The organism is Thauera mechernichensis, assembly GCF_029588855.1.
GTDB classification, from domain to species: domain Bacteria; phylum Pseudomonadota; class Gammaproteobacteria; order Burkholderiales; family Rhodocyclaceae; genus Thauera; species Thauera mechernichensis.
Genome location: NZ_JARQZE010000024.1, coordinates 1 through 18,698, shown reverse-complemented (window position 1 = coordinate 18,698; position 18,698 = coordinate 1). Strand labels below are relative to the sequence as shown.

At 63.4% G+C, this 18,698-nt stretch carries 17 protein-coding genes and 3 tRNA genes; 13 read left to right on the top strand and 7 right to left on the bottom strand.

Translation table 11 applies throughout. From position 1 onward, the window contains the following. Positions 1 to 106 precede the first annotated feature (106 nt). The 5 genes from P7F68_RS18590 (at position 107) to P7F68_RS18570 (ending at position 1,717) form a co-directional block, all read left to right on the top strand. Entirely contained in the window at positions 107 to 568 is a 462-nt protein-coding gene (locus P7F68_RS18590) for a hypothetical protein (protein WP_277835378.1), read from the top strand. 98 nt (positions 569 to 666) lie between these two features. Continuing rightward, on the top strand, positions 667 to 1,242 hold the full coding sequence (gene pgsA, locus P7F68_RS18585) for a CDP-diacylglycerol--glycerol-3-phosphate 3-phosphatidyltransferase (RefSeq protein WP_002929982.1): 576 nt from the start codon (positions 667 to 669) through the stop codon (positions 1,240 to 1,242). A 97-nt stretch (positions 1,243 to 1,339) separates the two neighbouring features. Further along, positions 1,340 to 1,415 (top strand) — tRNA-Gly (locus P7F68_RS18580). 81 nt (positions 1,416 to 1,496) lie between these two features. Next, positions 1,497 to 1,570 (top strand) — tRNA-Cys (locus P7F68_RS18575). Positions 1,571 to 1,641: 71 nt separating this feature from the next. Further along, positions 1,642 to 1,717, top strand: a tRNA-Gly gene (locus P7F68_RS18570). Positions 1,718 to 1,876: 159 nt separating this feature from the next. On the opposite strand, the gene P7F68_RS18565 is transcribed toward P7F68_RS18570, so the two are convergent. The 3 genes from P7F68_RS18565 to P7F68_RS18555 form a co-directional block, all read right to left on the bottom strand. Continuing rightward, the gene (locus P7F68_RS18565) at positions 1,877 to 2,725 is read right to left on the bottom strand and encodes a D-hexose-6-phosphate mutarotase (protein ID WP_277835375.1); all 849 of its coding nucleotides are present in this window, start codon (positions 2,723 to 2,725) and stop codon (positions 1,877 to 1,879) included. Positions 2,726 to 2,728: 3 nt separating this feature from the next. Then, complete coding sequence (locus tag P7F68_RS18560) at positions 2,729 to 5,416, bottom strand: bifunctional acetate--CoA ligase family protein/GNAT family N-acetyltransferase (RefSeq protein WP_002929979.1); 2,688 nt, start codon at positions 5,414 to 5,416, stop codon at positions 2,729 to 2,731. Between the two features lie 187 nt (positions 5,417 to 5,603). After that, a complete protein-coding gene (locus P7F68_RS18555; RefSeq protein ID WP_277835416.1) occupies positions 5,604 to 6,728 on the bottom strand; it encodes a sensor histidine kinase in 1,125 nt (374 codons plus the stop codon). Between the two features lie 239 nt (positions 6,729 to 6,967). Here P7F68_RS18555 and P7F68_RS18550 point away from each other — a divergent pair, with 239 nt between their 5' ends. Next, positions 6,968 to 7,540: a class I SAM-dependent methyltransferase gene (locus P7F68_RS18550; RefSeq protein WP_277835372.1), complete on the top strand. Its 573-nt coding sequence runs from the start codon at positions 6,968 to 6,970 to the stop codon at positions 7,538 to 7,540. Between the two features lie 46 nt (positions 7,541 to 7,586). Here P7F68_RS18550 and mnmH read toward each other — a convergent pair whose 3' ends face one another. Continuing rightward, positions 7,587 to 8,633, bottom strand: a complete 1,047-nt coding sequence (mnmH, locus tag P7F68_RS18545) for a tRNA 2-selenouridine(34) synthase MnmH (RefSeq protein WP_277835370.1) — start codon at positions 8,631 to 8,633, stop codon at positions 7,587 to 7,589. 56 nt (positions 8,634 to 8,689) lie between these two features. Between mnmH and selD the strand changes: the two genes are divergently transcribed. Beyond that, the gene (gene selD, locus P7F68_RS18540) at positions 8,690 to 9,730 is read left to right on the top strand and encodes a selenide, water dikinase SelD (RefSeq protein ID WP_277835368.1); all 1,041 of its coding nucleotides are present in this window, start codon (positions 8,690 to 8,692) and stop codon (positions 9,728 to 9,730) included. A 6-nt stretch (positions 9,731 to 9,736) separates the two neighbouring features. Here the strand turns inward: selD and P7F68_RS18535 are convergent, their stop codons facing one another. Continuing rightward, positions 9,737 to 10,348 (bottom strand): arylesterase, encoded by a 612-nt coding sequence (locus P7F68_RS18535; RefSeq protein WP_051018820.1) that lies wholly within the window; start codon positions 10,346 to 10,348, stop codon positions 9,737 to 9,739. On the opposite strand from P7F68_RS18535, the gene P7F68_RS18530 reads away from it, so the two are divergent. Then, positions 10,332 to 11,045 (top strand): ABC transporter ATP-binding protein, encoded by a 714-nt coding sequence (locus P7F68_RS18530; protein ID WP_198291800.1) that lies wholly within the window; start codon positions 10,332 to 10,334, stop codon positions 11,043 to 11,045. The genes P7F68_RS18535 and P7F68_RS18530 overlap by 17 nt on opposite strands. A gap of 20 nt (positions 11,046 to 11,065) precedes the next feature. Here the strand turns inward: P7F68_RS18530 and serB are convergent, their stop codons facing one another. Continuing rightward, the gene (gene serB / locus P7F68_RS18525; protein ID WP_277835365.1) at positions 11,066 to 11,908 is read right to left on the bottom strand and encodes a phosphoserine phosphatase SerB; all 843 of its coding nucleotides are present in this window, start codon (positions 11,906 to 11,908) and stop codon (positions 11,066 to 11,068) included. Beyond that, on the bottom strand, positions 11,905 to 12,984 hold the full coding sequence (locus P7F68_RS18520; RefSeq protein ID WP_002929962.1) for a 3-deoxy-7-phosphoheptulonate synthase: 1,080 nt from the start codon (positions 12,982 to 12,984) through the stop codon (positions 11,905 to 11,907). The genes serB and P7F68_RS18520 overlap by 4 nt, the downstream gene beginning before the upstream one ends. A 367-nt stretch (positions 12,985 to 13,351) precedes the next feature. On the opposite strand from P7F68_RS18520, the gene P7F68_RS18515 reads away from it, so the two are divergent. From P7F68_RS18515 to P7F68_RS18495, 5 genes are all read left to right on the top strand, one after another. Beyond that, the gene (locus P7F68_RS18515) at positions 13,352 to 13,558 is read left to right on the top strand and encodes a cold-shock protein (RefSeq protein ID WP_002929959.1); all 207 of its coding nucleotides are present in this window, start codon (positions 13,352 to 13,354) and stop codon (positions 13,556 to 13,558) included. Between the two features lie 240 nt (positions 13,559 to 13,798). Further along, a complete protein-coding gene (locus P7F68_RS18510; RefSeq protein WP_002929956.1) occupies positions 13,799 to 14,176 on the top strand; it encodes a hypothetical protein in 378 nt (125 codons plus the stop codon). A 248-nt stretch (positions 14,177 to 14,424) separates the two neighbouring features. After that, positions 14,425 to 15,216 (top strand): hypothetical protein, encoded by a 792-nt coding sequence (locus P7F68_RS18505; RefSeq protein ID WP_277835362.1) that lies wholly within the window; start codon positions 14,425 to 14,427, stop codon positions 15,214 to 15,216. Positions 15,217 to 15,243: 27 nt separating this feature from the next. Further along, complete coding sequence (locus P7F68_RS18500) at positions 15,244 to 17,343, top strand: hypothetical protein (protein WP_277835360.1); 2,100 nt, start codon at positions 15,244 to 15,246, stop codon at positions 17,341 to 17,343. Continuing rightward, positions 17,340 to 18,308 (top strand): hypothetical protein, encoded by a 969-nt coding sequence (locus P7F68_RS18495; RefSeq protein ID WP_277835359.1) that lies wholly within the window; start codon positions 17,340 to 17,342, stop codon positions 18,306 to 18,308. The genes P7F68_RS18500 and P7F68_RS18495 overlap by 4 nt, the downstream gene beginning before the upstream one ends. Positions 18,309 to 18,698: the final 390 nt, after the last annotated feature.

Sequence of the window (18,698 nt, the reverse complement as noted above, 5' to 3'; positions counted from 1 at the left end):
TATCGAGTATCGCCTCATGCGGCTGAATGAACTTGATCCAGTTCAAGCAGTACGGCGGACGAAGTCGATAGCATGGACGCAATTCGATTGCTCCTGGAGATTCAGCATGCAGTTCCTACCCATGCTTGCAGTGGTGGTCGGCCTCGGGTTTGCGGGGCCTGCGCCGGTACACGCGGATTCCGACTCGCGTGCGGCGCCGCGCCTGAGTACCCCTGCCGACGAGATTCCCCGTCCGGCCGATGAGCGCCTGCGCGCCGGCATGCTTGATCTGCGCGCTCTGCTCGCACAGGGCATGGAGGGCGGGCAGCCAGTCGCGGAAGCGGACTACGTCGCACTGGCCGCAAAGATCGAACAGCAGGTGCAGGACATCAGTGCCGGACGTGACTTTCACAACAGGGCAGGCCGTCATCTCCAGTGGCTGCTCGGCGACATTACCGATGGCGTGCAGTTGATGCGCGATGCGCCGCGCGCGCCGGCCAAGCGGCTGGGATTGATGCGAGTGGTTGAAACACTCAACTACTACGGGCGTGAATACGACCACCCTGGCTGGGAGCCGCTCAAGCCTTGATGCCTGCCCGGCGATCCAGGTGACCCCGTCCGGGGCATCGGCTTGAGTGGGGCTGATATACTGCGCGTCCCCTTTTCTCATGCGAAACGCCCCCCGGCATGCCGCTCAACATCCCAAACGCGCTGACCTGGGCGCGCATCGTTCTCATCCCGGTCTTCGTCGGCGTCTTCTATTTGTCCGACGGGGCGTTGTCGGTCGAGACCAAGAACCTGATCGCCACGATCATCTTCGTGGTTGCCGCCGTCACAGACTGGTTCGACGGCTACCTTGCCCGCGCCCTCGGGCAGACCTCGGCTTTCGGTGCCTTTCTCGATCCGGTTGCGGACAAGCTGATGGTGGCGGCGGCGTTGATCCTGCTTGTGCAACTGTCGCGCGTAGATGCGCTTATTGCGGTGGTCATCATCGGCCGCGAAATCACGATCTCGGCACTGCGCGAGTGGATGGCAAGGGTTGGGCAATCGGCAAGTGTTGCCGTGGCCTTTGTCGGCAAACTCAAGACTGCGGCGCAGATGGCGGCGATCCCCATGCTGCTGTTCAACGCCCCCGTGCTTGGTATCGACATGGTGCTGGTTGGTACCATCCTCATCTATGTCGCAGCAGGCCTCACCCTGTGGTCGATGGGCTACTACTTGCACCGGGCGATGCCTTTGTTGCTTGATAAGGGCGGTGACTGAGTGTTGCGCTACGCCAGTGAATGCAACGAACACGAACTAATTTTGTGATTGTGGTTGACGAATTAAAAAACTTGCCTATAATGGCGGTCTTTCCCGAGCGGGAATAGCTCAGTTGGTAGAGCGCAACCTTGCCAAGGTTGAGGTCGCGAGTTCGAGACTCGTTTCCCGCTCCAAGTATTCGTAGGCCAAGCGGTTTGCTTGGTCTGGAAGGTGGCTCCGGGCTGAGGCCAGGGGCAGCCGGCCAAAATGGTCGTGGCGCGATGGCAGAGTGGTTATGCAGCGGCCTGCAAAGCCGTGTACCCCGGTTCGATTCCGAGTCGCGCCTCCAGTAGTAAAAAGTAGTTTTGTAGTGTTGCGATGTGGTTGCAAAGTTGCTATAATTTGCGCCCTGTCGTTAAAGCGGGAATAGCTCAGTTGGTAGAGCGCAACCTTGCCAAGGTTGAGGTCGCGAGTTCGAGACTCGTTTCCCGCTCCAAATATTCTTGTGCGTCGTTGATTTAACGACGCACAAATGCAAAAAGAGGCTACGGCCTCTTTTTGCATTTGTGCGTTCACTTTGGCGGCCTGCGCATTCTCGTGGCCGCTCGTCCGGGGCTTGAGGGGCGCCGCCATTGCGGATGGCGCCCCGCGCTGATCAGAGCGCGACCATGGTCTGCCTGCCGAGCCAGATCTTGCCCGCAGGCAGCGTCACCGGAACGACTGCCGCTGCGGCCTCGACGCAAAGCATGCGGCGGAAGCCGTCGTTCGGCATGTCGGGAAGCGCCGCACTGCGCTCCTCCCAGGGGTTCCATACCACCACATCGGGGAAGCCTTCGGTGTTGATGCCCAGGCTGCGGTCATACTCACGCAGTAGCAAGGGGCGCTTGACGTCGCGATAGATACGATCGACCTCGCCTTCGACCAGCACAACGTCGCCACTTTCCCGCATCACCTGCCCGTCAGCGTTCATGTCGTGGAACATGTGGCCGTGCAGTCCCTCCAGGCGGGATTCCTCGACCTCGCGCACTGCGAGGTAGGTGTGCAGCGCTGCGGTGAACTCGAAGGCCGCATCGCCGGTATTCTCGATCTCGATCTCGATGTCCAGGCGGCTGTCTTCAACCAGGATGCCCAACTCGACGTGGAATGCGTGCGGCCACAGCGCGCGGCTGGCAACATCATCGCGCAAGCCGAGCGTAACGAGGGCAAAGTCGTCATCGCTGCGTTCGGTCTCTACCTGCCATATGGCATTGCGTGCAAAACCGTGGCGTGGCAGCGCGCCTTGCGCGGCAAACTGAGGAAAGCATACGGGTATGCCGCCACGGATCGGCGTGTGGCCATCCAGGACCGCCGTGGGGCTCAGGTAGATGCGCTCGCCGCCGCCTGGTGGTGTCCATGACAGGACCTGGCCGCCAAACAGGCTGACGACCGCGCGCGCGCCTGCACGCGTGCTCAGGCTCAGCGCGGGCAGACCATGAAAGTCGATGTGCTCGATGCCGGCTTTCATCGTTCAGTCCTGAAGCGGCAGTACGCCGAGCTTGACCGAGCTGTCCTCAGGGTCGTTGCTGAGCACGAAGCCAAGTTTCTGCACGAACTTGAGCATGCGTTCGTTATTGGCGAGGAAGACGCCGTTCATGTACTGGATGCCGCGGCTGCGTGCGGTCTCGATGAGCACACCCATCAACTTGCGAGCCAGGCCGCGGTGTTGCCAGTCATCGGCGACCACCACGGCAAACTCGCAGGATTCGCCATCCGGGTTGACCGCGTAGCGGCACACACCGATTTCCTTCTCGACGCCTTCGACCATCAGCGTGGCGACGAAGGCCATCTCGCGGTCGTAGTCGATCTGTGTCAGGCGCGCAACCATCGCCGGCGGTAGCTCACGCATCGTGTTCATGAAGCGGTAGTACTTGGTCTCGGCCGATAGACCGCGCACGAACTCGACTTCGAGTTCGGCATCCTCGGGCTTGATCGGGCGGATGGTCACCGTCGTCCCGTCGGGCACGGTCCAGGTGCTGATGAGGTGCGACGGGTAGGGGTGGATCGCCATGTGGTCATAGCGATCCGCCGTCGGCGATACGTTTTCCACGCTGATGCTGGCGTCGACCGCCACCACACCGTTCTCATCGACGATGAGCGGGTTGATCTCCATCTCTGTGATCCACGGCAATTCGCAGACCATCTCCGATACGCGCAGCAGCACGAGTTCGAGCGCATCCATGTCCACAGCAGGCATGTTGCGGAACTCGCCCAGGCGTGACGCGATGCGCGTGGAGCGGATCATGTCGCGGACCAGGAAGCTGTTGAGCGGGGGCAGGGCCACTGCGATGTCGCGGTTGGCTTCCACCAGGTTGCCGCCCTCGCCAAAGCTGATCGCGGGGCCGAACACGGGGTCGCGCTTGACGCCAACCACCAGTTCGCGGCCGTTGCGTTTCTGGATCATCGGTTCGATCGCGATACCGTTGATCACCGCTTCGGGCTGTGCACGCTTCACCTCGTCCAGGATCTCCTGGTAAGTCGAGCGCACCGCAGCCAGGCTGCGGATGTTCAGGCGTACGCCGCCGACGTCCGACTTGTGCTTGACGTTTGGCGAGTCGATCTTCATGACCACTGGTAGCCCGATCTCGGCCGACAGCACCATGGCCTCGGCCGCCGAGCGCGCGACCACGGTCTGCGCGATCGGGATGCGGAAGGCGGCGAGCAGCGCCTTCGACTCCATCTCGTTCAGCTTCTTGCGGCGCTCGTTGAGCGCCATCTCGATGACCAGGCGTGCGCTCTCGATCGACGGTGCGGGCAGGTCCGACAGCGAGGACGGCGTCTGCATCAGCAATTTCTGGTTCTGGTAGTAGGCCGAGATGTGACTGAACAGCTCGACCGCCGGCTCGGGAGTGCGGAAGTGCGGGATGCCCGCCGCGCTGAACTTCTGGCGTGCCTCGCCGACGAGGTCCTCGCCCATCCAGCATGCGACAACGGGCTTGTCTGCGGTTTTTTCCAGTTCGATGATGACCTCGGCCACGCCCGTCGGGTTGCTCATTGCCTGCGGGGTCAGCATGACCAGCACGCCATCGACGTTGGGGCCTTCGAGTACTGCCTTGAGCGCCTTGCCGTAGCGCTCCGGGTCGGCGTCGCCAAGGATGTCCACCGGGTTGCCACGCGACCAGCTCGCAGGCAGCGCTGCATTGAGCTTCTCCATCGTGCCTTCGGAGAACTGGGACAGCGGGATGCCGATGTCGAGCGCGCGGTCGGCCGCCATCACGCCGGGGCCACCGCCGTTGGTGATGATCGCCAGACGGTTGCCGCGCGGGCGGAAGTGCGAGAACAGGGCATTGGCTGCGGCGAAGAGCTGGCCGAGGTTGTACAGGCGGATGACACCGGCGCGACGAAGTGCCGCGTCGAAGATGGCGTCGTCACCGATGGGGGCGCCGGTGTGTGACAGGATGGCGTTCGACGCCTCGGGGTGGCGGCCAGCCTTGATCAGCAGCACCGGTTTCACTCGCGCCGCGCCGCGCAGGGCGCTCATGAAGCGGCGTGGGTCGCGGATGCCCTCGACGTAGAGAAAGATGCTCTCGGTACGCGGGTCGGAGATCATGTACTCGAGCACCTCGCCGAAATCGATGTCCGAGGAAGACCCCAGGGAGACGACCGAGGAGAAACCGACGTTGTTCGGCTTTGCCCAGTCGAGGATCGCCGCGCATAGCGCACCCGATTGCGAGATCAGGCCAATGCTGCCCTTGAGTGCGCTGGCATGGGCAAAGGTGGCATTGACGCCGAGTTGCGGGCGCATCACGCCCAGACAGTTGGGGCCAAGCAGACGGATCTTGTGACGTTGAGCAGCATCGATCACCTGGCGTTCGAGCAGTGCGCCGCGCGGTCCGGCCTCGGAGAAGCCTGCCGACAGGATGATTACCGCTTTGGCGCCGGCTCGCCCACAGCTCTCCATGATTGCGGGCGCCTTCTCGGCACGCACCGCAATTACGACGAGATCGAGTCGTTGCGGCACGTCCTCCACCGATTTGTAGCAGGCAACCCCATGCACTTTGTCGTGCTTGGGGTTGATCGCGAACAGTTTGCCCTTGTAGCCGGCTTCGAGCATGTTGCGCATCAGCACGCTGCCGAGCGACGCTTCGCGTTCGCTGGCGCCGATGATGCCTACCGAGCGTGGCTCCAGCAGCGGTGTCAGGTAGTGTTTCTCTTTCATGATGGAAACCTGGGGATGGAATAGGGGGAGAGGTCAGGGTCTGGTGTGCGGCATCCGCTCCGAGGGCGCGGCAAGGCGCGTCAGCCTGGAGTCTGCGGGCATTATACTGCGGTGCACAAAAGTCGCTTCGTCGGCTTGTTGCTTTTTGCGAACTGGTTCCGTTTTAGCCCGCATTGCCTCGATTCACTCAATGGCTCAGGGTGAAATGGAAGCGTGCTCCCTCGCCTGGGCGGGACTCCACCCAAATCCGGCCATCATGACGAGTGACGATGCGCTTGACCGTGGCAAGGCCGATGCCCGTTCCCGGGAACGATTCCGTGGTGTGCAGGCGGGAGAAGGGTTCGAAGAGCCGGTTCGCATAGCGCATGTCGAGCCCGGCACCGTTATCCTCGACGCAGTACACCGTGCGTGTACCCTCCTGGCGAGCAAGAAAGGCAATGCGCGGCATACGGGTGTCGCGTGTGAACTTCCAGGCGTTGCGGAGCAGGTTGTCGAGCATGACGTGCATCAGTCCAGGGTCTGCATTCACGCTCAGATCCCGGGTGATCTCGACTTCGACCCTGCGTTCCGGGTCCTCGGCATGGAGCTCCTGAATGACCGATTCGGCCAGTGCCGACAGGTCAACCTGCTGGCGCTTGAGTGGCTGGCGAGCCACCGTTGCCAGCCCGATCAGTGCATCGATGAGGATGGCCATGCGCTCGGCGGCCTTGCGGATGCGCCCAAGCTGCTCGCGCTGGTGCGCCTCGAGCCTGTCAGCGGCGTCCTCGTAAAGGATGCGGGCAAAACCGTCGATGGCTCGCAACGGTGCGCGCAGGTCGTGCGACACGGAGTAGGAGAAGGCTTCCAGCTCACGGTTCGCGGCCTCGAGCTCTGCGGTTCGCGCTCGCACCCGGGCTTCGAGTTCGAGGTTGAGGTTGCGCAGGGTCATCTCCGCGATCTTGCGCGCAGAGATGTCATCCAGGGTACCGGCTATCCAGCTCGGCGATCCGCTGCCCGCACTCGGCCGGCGTGCATTGATCGCGATCCAGCGGATCTCGCCGCCGTGGGTGCGCAGCCGCAGCTCGTCGGCCCACTCCTGGCGCTGGCCGTCGAGCAGTTCGGCGAATGCCGCACGCGCCCGCTGGCAATCGTCCGGGTGCAGGAAGTCGGCGAGCGGGCGGCAGAGGCTTTGTTCGATCGCGAAGCCGGATAGCACCTTCCAGAAGTCGTTGAGAAAGGTCAGCTGACCGATATTGTCGGTGCGGAACAGAACCTGCTTCACCGACTGCAGCATCTCGAGCCAGTGTGCGCTGTCGTCCGCTGGCGCTGAGATTCCAGTAATGGGCGGGCGAGCTGGGGCCGGCGACTCGGTGGGGGCCTCGGGGGGCGATTCGCGGTCTTGCGGTCGGGCAGTCACGGAAGCACGATCGTGGTAGGCAGGGGTGCCCCGGGCATGCGCTCGTGGGCGACTTCCTGTATATCACAGATCGACTTCGCGCCACCGGTACCGGATCAACAGCGCATAGAATTGCGTCCGGTCAACGCGCACGACAACCCCGGCAGGACCAAGACATGTCCCTCTCCACCTCGAACACTCACGCCCATCCCGGCCTTGCGCTCCCGTCGCCCTGGGTGCTGCGTTTTGCCCCACTGATCCCCGCCGGTTCGAGTGTGCTCGACTACGCCTGCGGCAATGGTCGCCATGCGCGCTGGCTGGCAAGCGCGGGCTACGAGGTGGCTGCTGTCGATCGCGATTCCCTCGCGCTGGAGGCCTTGCGGGACATCCCCGGCATCCGGACGCGCGTACTCGACCTGGAGGGTGCCGACTGGCCGCTGGCCGGCGAGCGCTATCGGGGGGTGGTCGTGACCAATTATCTGTACCGACCGCGCTTTGGGGACATGCTTGCTCTGCTGGGGCAGGGCGACGTCCTGATCTATGAAACCTTCATGGCGGGCAACGAACGCTTCGGCAAACCGTCGCGGGCCGACTTCCTGCTCCAGCCCATGGAGCTCATCGACCGTCTCGAGGGCGACTGGACCTTGGTTGCCTTTGAACAGGGCGAAGTGCAGGGCGCACGCCCCGCAGTGGTTCAGCGCATATGTGCGATCCGCGGCAAGGTCGAGCCGCAGCTGCCTGCGGCCTGAACATGGGCTCGGGCTCCGGCGTCCGATCCGAAGCTTTGCCCCGTGTTCAGCCGAGCTCCAGGATGCGCCGGGCCAGCCCGTGTATTCCGGCCGGGCTCAGGTCGTCGGTGTGCAGGCTGGGGGCGTCCGCGTAGCGCAGGTAGTTGCCGTTCTGCGAGCGGCGGTAGAGCGGGTCGTAGTGCAGGTCCATGAGTTCGCCGAACAGCGCCGGCAGGGCGTGCGCTTCGGCGAGTGCATGCCAGCGTGCCAGTGTGTCGCGGCTCTGCAGCTCGCGCAGCCTTTGCAGGCTGCGTTGCAGGCCGCCCACGTCGTCGCCCAGGTAGGCATAGTCGCGGATGAGGAACTCGAGGCGGGCGTCCCGCGTCGCGTCGATCATGATGCAAGGCGCGGCACGCATGCGCATGATCAGCGGCTCGGGTACGAACACCATGCCGATCCTGCGGCTCTCGGCTTCGATGTACACCGGGCGTGCCAGGTTCAGCGTGACGAGTTGTGCATGCAGCATTGTCTCAAAGTGCTTCTGCGCAGGTTGCGGGCGGTTGGGCAGGGCGCCCAGTACCGATCCTTTGTGGGCAGCGAGATCTTCCAGATCTAGTGTTTGAGCGCCAAGCGTGGCAAGGGCCTCGAGTACGCGTGTCTTGGCGCTGCCGGTGGGGCCGCAGACGACGCGCAGATCGAGCCCTGGCGCAATCTGCTCGATACCGGCGATGACGTGGTGGCGAAAGGCCTTGTAGCCCCCCTGAAGCTGGCAGGCATCCCAGCCCACCATGCGCAGCCAGGTGGTGAATGAGCCGCTGCGCTGGCCGCCGCGCCAGCAGTAGATGAGCGGGCGCCAGCTGCGCGGCTTGTCGCATAGTGCGGTTTCGAGATGATGCGCGATGTTGGCGGCCACCATCGCACCGCCGACACGCCGCGCTTCGAAAGCGGATTGCTGCTTGTACATCGTACCGACGATGATGCGTTGCTCGTTGTCGAGCACCGGCAGGTTGACTGCGCCGGGCAGGTGGTCCTCTGCAAACTCGGCCGGCGTGCGGGCGTCAATGATCTCGTCAAACCCGGACAGCTGTGCTACGGTCGCGACGCCTTTTTGCATGGTTGATGCGGCTCCATCCGGTGTGCGCACCGGCCTGCCGTCACTCCTCACTGAACATGAATGAAATCAAACTGACCCAATTCTCCCACGGTGGCGGTTGCGGCTGCAAAATCGCGCCCGGCGTACTCACCGAACTGTTGGCTGCGATGCCTGCCGGTGTCGTGCCCGCCGACCTGTTGGTCGGTACCGACACCGCAGACGACGCCGCGGTTTATAGACTGAACGAGCGCCAGGCGATCGTTGCCACCACTGACTTCTTCACCCCAATCGTCGACAATCCGCGCGACTTCGGCCGCATTGCCGCCACCAATGCGCTTTCCGACGTGTATGCGATGGGTGCGACGCCGCTGTTCGCGCTGGCCGTCGTCGGCATGCCGCTCGACAAGCTGCCGCGCGCGGTGATCGGTGAGATCCTGCAGGGCGGGGCCGAGGTGTGTCGCCAGGCTGGCATCCCGATCGCCGGCGGGCATTCGATCGATGTGCTCGAGCCGATCTACGGCCTGGTGGGCCTTGGTGTGGTTGACCCGGCGCGGGTGCGCACCAATGCCGGCGCACGGGTAGGCGACGTGTTGATCCTGTCGAAGCCGCTCGGTATCGGTATCCTGTCTGCAGGTCTCAAGAAGGGCACGCTGTCGGCAGAGGGCTATACCGAGATGTTGCGCTGGACGACTACGCTCAACCGGGCCGGTGCGCGCATGGCCGATATCGATGGCGTACACGCGGTGACCGACGTGACCGGCTTTGGCCTTGCTGGCCACCTTTTGGAGATGTGCCGCGGTGCCAAACTTGGCGCCATGCTGCGCTTCGATGCGCTGCCGGTGATTGCGGAAGCATTGGCGCTGGTCCAGGCGGGCACGGCCACGGGCGCGTCTGCACGCAACTGGGCGAGCTACGGCGACAGCATCGATCTGGCTGCCGACGCACCCGAGTGGCAGCACAAGCTGATTACCGACCCACAGACCTCGGGCGGCTTGCTCGTTGCCTGCGCGCCGAACGCTGTGGATGCCGTGCAGTCGGCCATTTGTGCCGAGCAGGGGATGCCCGGTACCGTCATCGGTACCATGGCGGCGGGTGCCGTCCGAGTGCAAGTGGCCTGAGCGGCCTTACTGCAGGATTGGCGCAAGATCCTTCCAGACGGTATCGAGGATCAGAGGCTGTGCCTCGGCGCTCGGGTGAATGCCGTCCGCCAGGAACATTTCGGGGCGGTCGGCGAAACCCTCGAGCAGGAAGGGTATCAGTGGCACCTGGGTGTCGGCGGCGACGTCGACGTAGGTCTGGGCGAAGCGGCGGGTGTAGGCTGCGCCATAGTTGGGCGGCATCTGCATGCCGACGAGCAGCACGCGTGCGCCTGCCGTGCGCGCGTCGGCGATCATCGCCCGCAGGTTGTCGCCCATGAGTTGCGGGCGCAGCCCGCGCAGTCCATCGTTGGCACCAAGCTCGAGGATGAGGATGGTCGGCCGGTGGCGCGCCAGCGCTGCGGGCAGGCGCGTGCGTCCGCCCGCAGAGGTTTCACCCGATACACTGCCATTGACGACCTCGTGCAGGAACCCTTCCTGTCGCAGACGCGTCTGCAACAAGGCGGGCCAGTCCTCGCCAGGCTTGAGGCCGTAGCCGGCCGACAGGCTGTCACCCCAGACCAGGATGGAGGGTGTGGCGTTGGCCATGGCGGTGAACAACAACATGACGAAGAAGGTTGCGATGGATCGTAGCGGCATTGAGCTCTCCAGTCCGGTCATCGAGGTCGATGGCCTGTCCAAGCAGGTGCGGCTGGCTGATGGCCAGGGCGATCTGCACATTCTGCAGGACGTGAGTTTCGCGGTGGGGGCGGGGGAGTCGGTCGCCATTGTCGGCGCGTCCGGCTCGGGCAAATCGACGCTGCTGGGATTGCTCGCCGGCCTGGATGTTCCCGTGTGCGGCACGGTGCGGCTGCAGGGTACCGATCTGTTTGCGCTCGATGAGGATGCGCGGGCGGCCTTGCGAGGCGAATCGATCGGCTTCGTGTTCCAGTCCTTTCAGCTCTTGCCCGCACTCACCGCGCTGGAGAACGTGATGCTGCCGCTCGAGCTTGCCGGCGTTGCCGATGCTCGAACGGTGGCTTCGCAGTGGCTGGAGCGGGTGGGTCTGGGTGGCCGGCTGCGTCACTATCCCAAGCATCTTTCAGGGGGCGAGCAGCAGCGCGTGGCACTGGCACGTGCTTTTGCGCCCAATCCTCGGGTGCTGCTGGCCGATGAGCCGACCGGCAATCTCGACGCGGAAACCGGACAATCGGTGATCGAACTGATGTTCCGCCTCAACCGCGAGGCTGGCACCACCCTGATCCTGGTCACGCATGACGAATCCCTGGCTCGCCGCTGCGGGCGGGTGTTGCGCATGCAGGCCGGGCGCTTGGCGGAGCAGCCTGCGCCCGCCTGAGCGCAGGCTGCTCCGGAGGGTCAACCCACGTCGTTGCCGAACAGGTCGAGGATGCCGTCCAGCCCGGAGTGGTCAAGGCAGCAGTGGGCTACGTCGCGCAGTACAGGCTTGGCATGGAATGCAACGCCAAAGCCTGCCGCGCGTAACATGGGAATGTCGTTGGCGCCATCGCCAGCTGCAATCACCTGCTCGGGTTTCAGGCCAAGTTCGTCACGCATGCGCACCAGATGGTTTGCCTTGGCCTCGCCATCGACGACGTCGCCGATCACCTTTCCAGTCAGCTTGCCGTCGATCACTTCCAGTTCGTTGGCGTAAGCGTAGTCGAAGCCGAGACGCTGCTTGAGGCGCTCGGTGAAGTAGGTGAATCCGCCCGACACCAGCATGCTGCGGATGCCCGCGCGCTGCAGTCCCTGCAGCAGGCGCTCGGCGCCGGGGTTGAGCTGCAGGCGGTGATCGAACACCTCGGCCAGTGCGCGCTCGTCGAGTCCGGCGAGCAGTGCTACGCGGCGCGTCAGCGATTCGCGAAAGTCGATCTCGCCCTGCATCGCAGCCTCGGTAATCGCGGCCACTTCGCGCTTGAGGCCCTGCATGTCGGCGATCTCGTCGATGCACTCGATGTTGATCAGCGTCGAATCCATGTCGGTGACGAAAAGGCCGAAGTCGCTCAGCCGGCGGCCTTCGGGGAGCCACACATGGTCCAGTCCGCCCTCGGCACAAACCGTGACCAGACCTTCGTGCGGCCGGGCGCCGAGCAAGCGGAACGAGCGCGGGGTGATCTGCTGGATTTCGCGCGTTTCGGTGAGCTTGGCGACGTTCTTCAGCGCGACGCTATCGACGTCGGCAGCCAGCACGACCAGGTTCATGCGCGCCGCTCCACAGCCGGCAGCACCTCGCGCAGCACGGCAGCGGCGTTGCGGATCATGTCCTCGGTGGTGTTCCAGCTCACGCAAGCGTCGGTCACCGAGCAGCCATACTTGAGCTGCGACAGGTCGGCTGGAATCGGCTGGTTGCCAGCTTCGATGTTGCTCTCGATCATGAGTCCGACCACCGACTCATTACCTTCGCGAATCTGATGCATCACGTCCTTCATTACCAGCGGCTGGAACTCGGGCTTCTTCCAGGAATTGGCATGCGAGCAATCGACCACGATGTTCTTTGGCAACTTTGCCTTGGCCAGCGCCTGCTCCGCGAGCGAGATCGACACCGAATCGTAGTTGGGGCGCCCGCCGCCGCCGCGCAGCACGGCATGACCGTAGCGGTTGCCGCGGGTACGGGTGATGGCCGATTGGCCTTGGCTGTTGATGCCGAGGAAGCTGTGCGGGCTTGCGGCCGAGATGATGGCGTTGATCGCCACTTCAAGGTCACCGTCGGTAGCGTTCTTGAAACCGACCGGTGTGGACAGGCCTGACGACATCTCGCGGTGGGTCTGGGATTCGGAGGTGCGGGCACCGATGGCGGTCCATGAAATGAGATCGCCGTAGTACTGCGGTGCGATAGGGTCGAGCGCCTCGGTCGCGGTGGGAAGGCCTATCTCGCAAACGTCGAGCAGGAACTGGCGAGCACGCTCCATGCCGACGTCGATGCGGAACGAGTCATCCATGAAGGGATCGTTAATGAAGCCCTTCCAGCCGGTGGAGGTGCGCGGTTTCTCGAAGTAAACCCGCATTACCAGTAGCAGGGTGTCGGATACTTCATCGGCGAGGGTCTTGAGTCGGCGCGCATAGTCGAGGCCGGCCACCGGGTCGTGGATCGAGCACGGTCCGACGACAACGAATACCCGCGGGTCCTTGCGGTCGAGGATGTCCATCACCGCCTTGCGCCCGGCGACCACCGACGCAGCAGCGCGCTCGGTGAGCGGGACGCGGGCCTTGATCTCGTCCGGCGACGGCATGTGATCGAAGGCGAGGACGTTGAGGTTTTCGGTCTGGGTGAGCGGCATTGCGAAGGCTCCGGTTGCGGCCTGGAAAGCCTGCAATTGTAACGCCCGTGCGGAGGTGTGTCCGGGGAGATTTAAGGCATCATGGGTGGGCGGGCAGCGCGCTCTCGCTTGCGCCTCGCGCGGCATCGCGGGTGGGGAGCGCACTGACAGGTTACGATCGGTAGAGAAATTGCTGTCGTTATTGGCCCGATGCGCGCATACTGTGGCCCAGCGATATTCAAGTCGTGCAGTTTGTTTGTTGGCATATCCGATTTTCGGTTGCGGTCTCATGGCCGCGCCGTTCGGCCGTATTCCCCCAAGTCATACCTTGCTGTCTTGATACTCGCCCCATCCAGGGGGCTTTCCCCGTTTTCAGGAGATTCAAGACATGGCAGCTGGTACCGTAAAGTGGTTCAACGATTCGAAGGGCTTTGGTTTCATTACGCCGGAGGCCGGGGGTGACGACCTGTTCGCGCACTTCTCCGCCATCCAGGGCCAAGGCTTCAAGACCCTGGCTGAAGGCCAGCGCGTCACCTTCGACGTGACCACCGGCCCCAAGGGGCTGCAGGCGTCGAACATTCGCGCCGCCAACTGAGTTGCATCCCAGCCGTCGCGCGTAAAGCGCAGGCTGTCGCAAGGCCCGGCAAGCGCCGGGCCTTTTGCTTTTTGAAACCCGATAACCCGAAACGCATTCAGCGGCGGCAAGACAGGCGCCAATGCCTTGCGTTACAGAAGGGGTTCGCCGTAACGGGGAGCTCACCAACAAGGCCCGTGCGCTGCAGCTTCGCTGTGCGGTGCACGCAGCTACATCATCAGCGCGCTCAAGGAGATCCCGATGTCCCAGTTCATACAACGCACCGAACTCAAAACGTTCTATTACACGCCTGTTCACTGTCCGTTCTGCGGTACGCGTGTCATGGGCGCCGATCCGCTCGACGAAACCCGCATCACGGCTTGCCAGCACACCTTGTTCATTGCCCACGATACGGCCTTCGAGTACCGGTCGGCACGCCTGAACGCAAATCTGAGCCTCGAGGGCATGTCTGACCAGCAGGTCGAAGCCGCATGGCTGGCGGACGAGCGGGGCATTGACGGTTTCACCGACACCGTGACCCTGACCGACGCAATAAAGGTCGCGGCCTACGCGCCGGAGCCTTCAGCCTACGGTTCGTACTATGGTTTCGCGCCTGTCGACGCCCAGTTGGACAACTGACCGTCCTGGAGCCTTGTGCTCCAGTGGGTAGGGCGTCTAGATCAAAAACTCTGGCAGGCTCCGACAAATCGATGAGCGTCACCTCGAGATCGAAGACTGCGTCCAGCCAGTCTGACTATAATTGGTCGACTTCCATGCCATCCTGATCGTGTCTGGTCTGGCCATGCTGCGGCCGGCGACGCGATCGCGAATGACGTGACGATGCGCTCCTCTCGGGGTGCGTGTGCACTCCTGCTGGGCGCTCTTGCATGCCACAACCCCGACCGCTGACGCGTCACCGTGCGGACCCGAGCGTGATGATGCTCGGGGTGTCGGCGCGGTCGACGATCGGCGAGCGCATCAGCAGCGCCAGCGGGGTTCTTGAGCTTGTCGTGAGCCTGCTCATTGCCTTGGTGTCTCCGTTTGCGTTTGTCTTTCTGCTCGTGACGCACGCAAAGTGGGTGATCGCTCTCGGTGCCTTGAGTACTGCAGCGCATGCTTTATGGTGCGCTCGGTTCGAGGGCTGGGGTGAGCGGTCGGCGGGAGAGCCCATGGGCGCCGGCCGGCGTGTCATGCTGACGCTGCTGGTGCTGTGTCTCAACACACTGTTCTGGGGGCTGGTGCTGTCGAGCATCGTGCCGCGGACCTGGGTCTCGAGTTTCAACGCCAGTGCGCCAGCGTGGCTTAGCGATCACGACTGGCTGCGATGGGCCGAACCCTTAAGTGCGAGCGTCGAGGCCTTCGTGGCGGGGGCGCTCGTGGAACTGCTCGCCTACTTGCTCGCCCTGCTGCCCTTCGTGCTCGTGGTGGCCGTCGCAGCCCTGCTCATGATCCGACTCGGGGCTGGACGCGCGCGCGACAGGGTGATGTTCAGCTTCTATGTGCTGTTCGTCGCCGGTTCTGCCTGCCTAATGTGCTATCTCCTGTTTGGCAGTTCGCTGGCTTGGCTGTTCTGGGGAATCAACGGCTACATCTTGTGGAAGGGGGGGCGCGTGGCTGACGCTGTTCAGCGTCTTCGTGGTCGGGTCGATCCCGTTTCGCATCATGACACTGCTGCGTAACGGAAGCTGGCTGCGGGCGTTATTCCGATGAAGGCCGGCGCAGGTGTTGCATCGGAGGAGGAGCGCGCATATGGCTGGCGCCCGGCAAGCACCTGGGCTTGCGGCATCAAGGTGCTGGGGGTAGCGTTGATCCTGTGCTTCGCGCTTTCCGGGTACGCCGATGATCCCATGTCGGCACCGGTGCAGGACTTCGTCGTGGTGGAAGCACGCGGTGGTATCCAAGGCGTCCGCTTTCACGATCTGCTCGTACTCGATCCCGCAAACGGACGTATTCTCAATGTGCTGCCGATGAGTCCGCGCTTACCGGAGGCTCTGATACAGCGCGCCGACGATCGCTTGCGATTGTTCCCGATTGACCAGGGGGTGCTTCGGACGGTTGTCGCGCCGTTGGGCCAGACCGTGGTCCATAGCCGGACGGTGGCGGGCGAGGCCTCCAGTCGACGCGTGCACAGCTATGTGTGGCGCATGGCGTCCGGCGAGCTTGCCTTCACTCTGGAGGATGCTTACGGTTTCGCGCTGCTCGGCGAAGACGGCGCTCATCTTGCGGTGCTCACCAAGGACAAGGACGTCTCGGTGACTGAGTTCCAGGTCTGGGACATCGCTGCCAACAGGATGATCTTCAAGGCGCGCTTTCCGGAGGCGGAGCATGTCCGCGCTCATCGCACCAACGCGGTGAATCTTGCTGTTTTCTCGCTCGACGACGGCTACCTGATGGTCTGGGATCAGCGCCAGCGAAATCTGCGCCGGATCGCAGTGCCGGACGGGCGTCAGCTCGACCAGCTCCGTGATGGCTACGCGTGGAGCATGCAACAAGGGGCGATAGCCCTTTCCGCAGACGAGCGCTGGCTTGCGTTCCTTACGCGCTCGACGCGACAGCAGCCCTTGCCAGGCTACTACCTTGTTGACCTTGATCGGGCCGATCCGTCTGCGTCTTTGACGCCGTCGGCCTCGGGGGTCCTGCACGATAGTCCGTTTGCCTGGGTGTCTTTTGGTTCAAGCCTGCTGGGGATGAGCGCAACTGCGCTTCATCGCGTCGCGCTGTCCGACGATTCCGACGCAGGAAGTTGGGCGCCGCGGGCATGGGTTGCGCAGGGGGCCTCGACCCCAGCATGTGCCGGAACGTCCACGCAGAGCCTGCGCGCATGCGCAAAGGCCCGGGAGCTGGAGCGTGCCCGCAGGGCCTTCCTGCCGCCCGGCGCCATGCTCGAGGCTGTGGACGTGCTGGTGCGCACGCGTTACGTCGCCAGCAATGATGCCAGGCTGCTAGTGGCTTGGGACGGCTACAACGGTCGTCCGATCATCCTAGACGCCAGTGTGTTCCCGCCGCGCGAGATTTCCCCGGATCGGCCGGATGGGGCCGATCCAGCAGCGCTGTATGAAATCCGCCCAGGTTTTCCACTCGATGAGGGGGCTCGGGCCGCGCCCGGCATGCTGCGTTTCAGTCACTACGGAAGTCATCTCGTCAGTTTCGAGCCTGAAGCGGGTGCCACGTCGTCACCGCCGGTCGAACTGCGTGCTTACTCGACTCCAGATCTCGTTCCCCGTCCCATGCTCAACCCTTCACTTGGTGATTATCTGCGTGCTCGACGAGACAGTCAGGGGCTGAAGAATCCTGCACTGTGCCGGCTGGACCCTGCGGCATGTCACATGGCCGATGGTGCGCGGCAGACGATAGCGGTCGTAGAGGCGCCAGTGCGTCAGTCCGCTGCAAGCGCACACGCCGACCTTCCCGATGCGAGCGATGTCCTGCTCTCGATCGAGCGGTGGATGAGACGCGATCCGTCGCGCGCGAGAACATCCGCGCCCGAGCTGTGCAAGGTCCTTGGGCGCATCCAGCGCCCGATTCAGGGCGAGCCCTATTTCATCGACGGTCATTACCAGGGTATCCGTATCGCGGCTCAGGCCGAGATCATTGCGAGCGACCCGGCCGTGCCCTTTCGCGACGGCGACATCGTGTTCGACGGTGGCTGGTGCAGCGCGCGCGCGTGCTCTGCCGATGCCTTTGGCCAGGCGATGAAGCAGGCTTGTGCATCAAGGCGGCATGACCTCATCCGCAACGTCGTGCTCGAGGTTGGGTCAGTCGCCCCTGAGCGCGACCGAATCTGGATCATGCTGGAAAAGCCATGACGCATCGCACTCGACATGTCCGCGCTGGCACAACAATCATCCGGGTGGCTGCTGCCGCACTGCTCCTCGCCGGCTGTGGCGATCGCTTGCTCGAATCGAGGGAGGCGGAGTTGGGGCTGGCCGATCCGCTGCAAGGCGCCCGGGTGGCAGACCCCCGGATGCATCTGCGCTGGCCCGAGGGTACGCCGCTGGCCATCAACAAGGTCCTGCGTGCGCCCATGGTGGTAGGCGATGCCGTCGATCATGCGCAGGCGCCCATCCCGGTCATGAGTCTGGTAAGGGTGGAGGTGGCGCTCTATCGGCCGATTGATTGCGACAAGCCGCCGGCATGGTTGCTTGACAGCCGTGCATTTGACTACCCGGCGTCAGTCGACGAGGCACGGCTGGCCGACCTGGGGCTACCGGTGCGCACCGCGGAGGTGTGGCTTGTGCCGGCTTCCACCGGGGGTGCCTATTCAGATGCTCGGCCAACGGACGCTGCTGGCTACGCCGTTGCCGTGGAGAGGCGCTATTCCGGAGAAGAGTCCGAGCAGCGGGCGTCGTTTGATGCTGTGTTCGAGTTCGGTCCCGCCTGGTTGGGGGTCCCCTTGCGCCAGGTGGGCGCTGCTCGGACTGTGGTCTTCCCCCCAAGTCAGGATTGCACGGGCTTGAAGCGAGCCCAGGACGATCGGGTGCCGACTCGCGTGGTTGCCTACGGTCCCTTCGATCAAGGCTCGGAGCCGAGCAAGTACCTCCGGGTCCCCGCCGACACACCGTTCACTGCTCGCGTCGTCGAAGTGTGTCCGGTGCGCATCAAGCAGCGCGACGAACTCTTCGAGGTCCGCACCGGCATGATCTACCGGCCGGCGTCCAGGGAGTGGCGGTTTGCTGCCAGCGTTCTGGGTGAGTGCGAGAGTGGGGTAGTTGAGCTCAAGCTTGGCCCGCTCGTGGCTCGGGTTACGGGGGGCGATGCGGGCCGCCGGTAAGCTGAAGGGTGAGTGCATCAGTGTCGCGGGCAAGGCCGTGTGCTCTCCAAGTCCCGCTCCGATAGGCGCAAAAAGAAGTTTTATTGACTTCCTGTTGACCGGCGTTTTTTTATCTCTATAATGCGCGGCTCTCCTGAACGAAAAACACTTTTCAAAAAGAGTTCGGCGCTTAAGGGGGGTGAGAGTTCTGTTCGATGTTGTGCGAAAAATCAGCGCTCGACGTAAGCAGGATTCAAGCAGAAAGACAGTTGATGAATGTCTGTCGCTCTTTAAAAAATTGAACAACCGATAAGTGTGGGTGCTTGGTGGTTGTGGTCGAAAGCGGCTTCGGTCGTTTTGGTTTCACAATGATTAGGTGCTCATGCTGATTAAAGTCAGTATTTTGAGTAC

Bases quoted from the DNA above. Each gene is read 5' to 3' on its own strand.
- P7F68_RS18590 (WP_277835378.1), top strand. From the start codon at position 107: ATGCAGTTCCTACCCATGCTTGCAGTGGTGGTCGGCCTCGGGTTTGCG.
- pgsA (WP_002929982.1), top strand. From the start codon at position 667: ATGCCGCTCAACATCCCAAACGCGCTGACCTGGGCGCGCATCGTTCTC.
- P7F68_RS18565 (WP_277835375.1), bottom strand. From the start codon at position 2,725: ATGAAAGCCGGCATCGAGCACATCGACTTTCATGGTCTGCCCGCGCTG.
- P7F68_RS18560 (WP_002929979.1), bottom strand. From the start codon at position 5,416: ATGAAAGAGAAACACTACCTGACACCGCTGCTGGAGCCACGCTCGGTA.
- P7F68_RS18550 (WP_277835372.1), top strand. From the start codon at position 6,968: ATGTCCCTCTCCACCTCGAACACTCACGCCCATCCCGGCCTTGCGCTC.
- mnmH (WP_277835370.1), bottom strand. From the start codon at position 8,633: ATGCAAAAAGGCGTCGCGACCGTAGCACAGCTGTCCGGGTTTGACGAG.
- selD (WP_277835368.1), top strand. From the start codon at position 8,690: ATGAATGAAATCAAACTGACCCAATTCTCCCACGGTGGCGGTTGCGGC.
- P7F68_RS18530 (WP_198291800.1), top strand. From the start codon at position 10,332: ATGGATCGTAGCGGCATTGAGCTCTCCAGTCCGGTCATCGAGGTCGAT.
- P7F68_RS18535 (WP_051018820.1), bottom strand. From the start codon at position 10,348: ATGCCGCTACGATCCATCGCAACCTTCTTCGTCATGTTGTTGTTCACC.
- serB (WP_277835365.1), bottom strand. From the start codon at position 11,908: ATGAACCTGGTCGTGCTGGCTGCCGACGTCGATAGCGTCGCGCTGAAG.
- P7F68_RS18520 (WP_002929962.1), bottom strand. From the start codon at position 12,984: ATGCCGCTCACCCAGACCGAAAACCTCAACGTCCTCGCCTTCGATCAC.
- P7F68_RS18515 (WP_002929959.1), top strand. From the start codon at position 13,352: ATGGCAGCTGGTACCGTAAAGTGGTTCAACGATTCGAAGGGCTTTGGT.
- P7F68_RS18510 (WP_002929956.1), top strand. From the start codon at position 13,799: ATGTCCCAGTTCATACAACGCACCGAACTCAAAACGTTCTATTACACG.
- P7F68_RS18505 (WP_277835362.1), top strand. From the start codon at position 14,425: ATGCCACAACCCCGACCGCTGACGCGTCACCGTGCGGACCCGAGCGTG.
- P7F68_RS18500 (WP_277835360.1), top strand. From the start codon at position 15,244: ATGAAGGCCGGCGCAGGTGTTGCATCGGAGGAGGAGCGCGCATATGGC.
- P7F68_RS18495 (WP_277835359.1), top strand. From the start codon at position 17,340: ATGACGCATCGCACTCGACATGTCCGCGCTGGCACAACAATCATCCGG.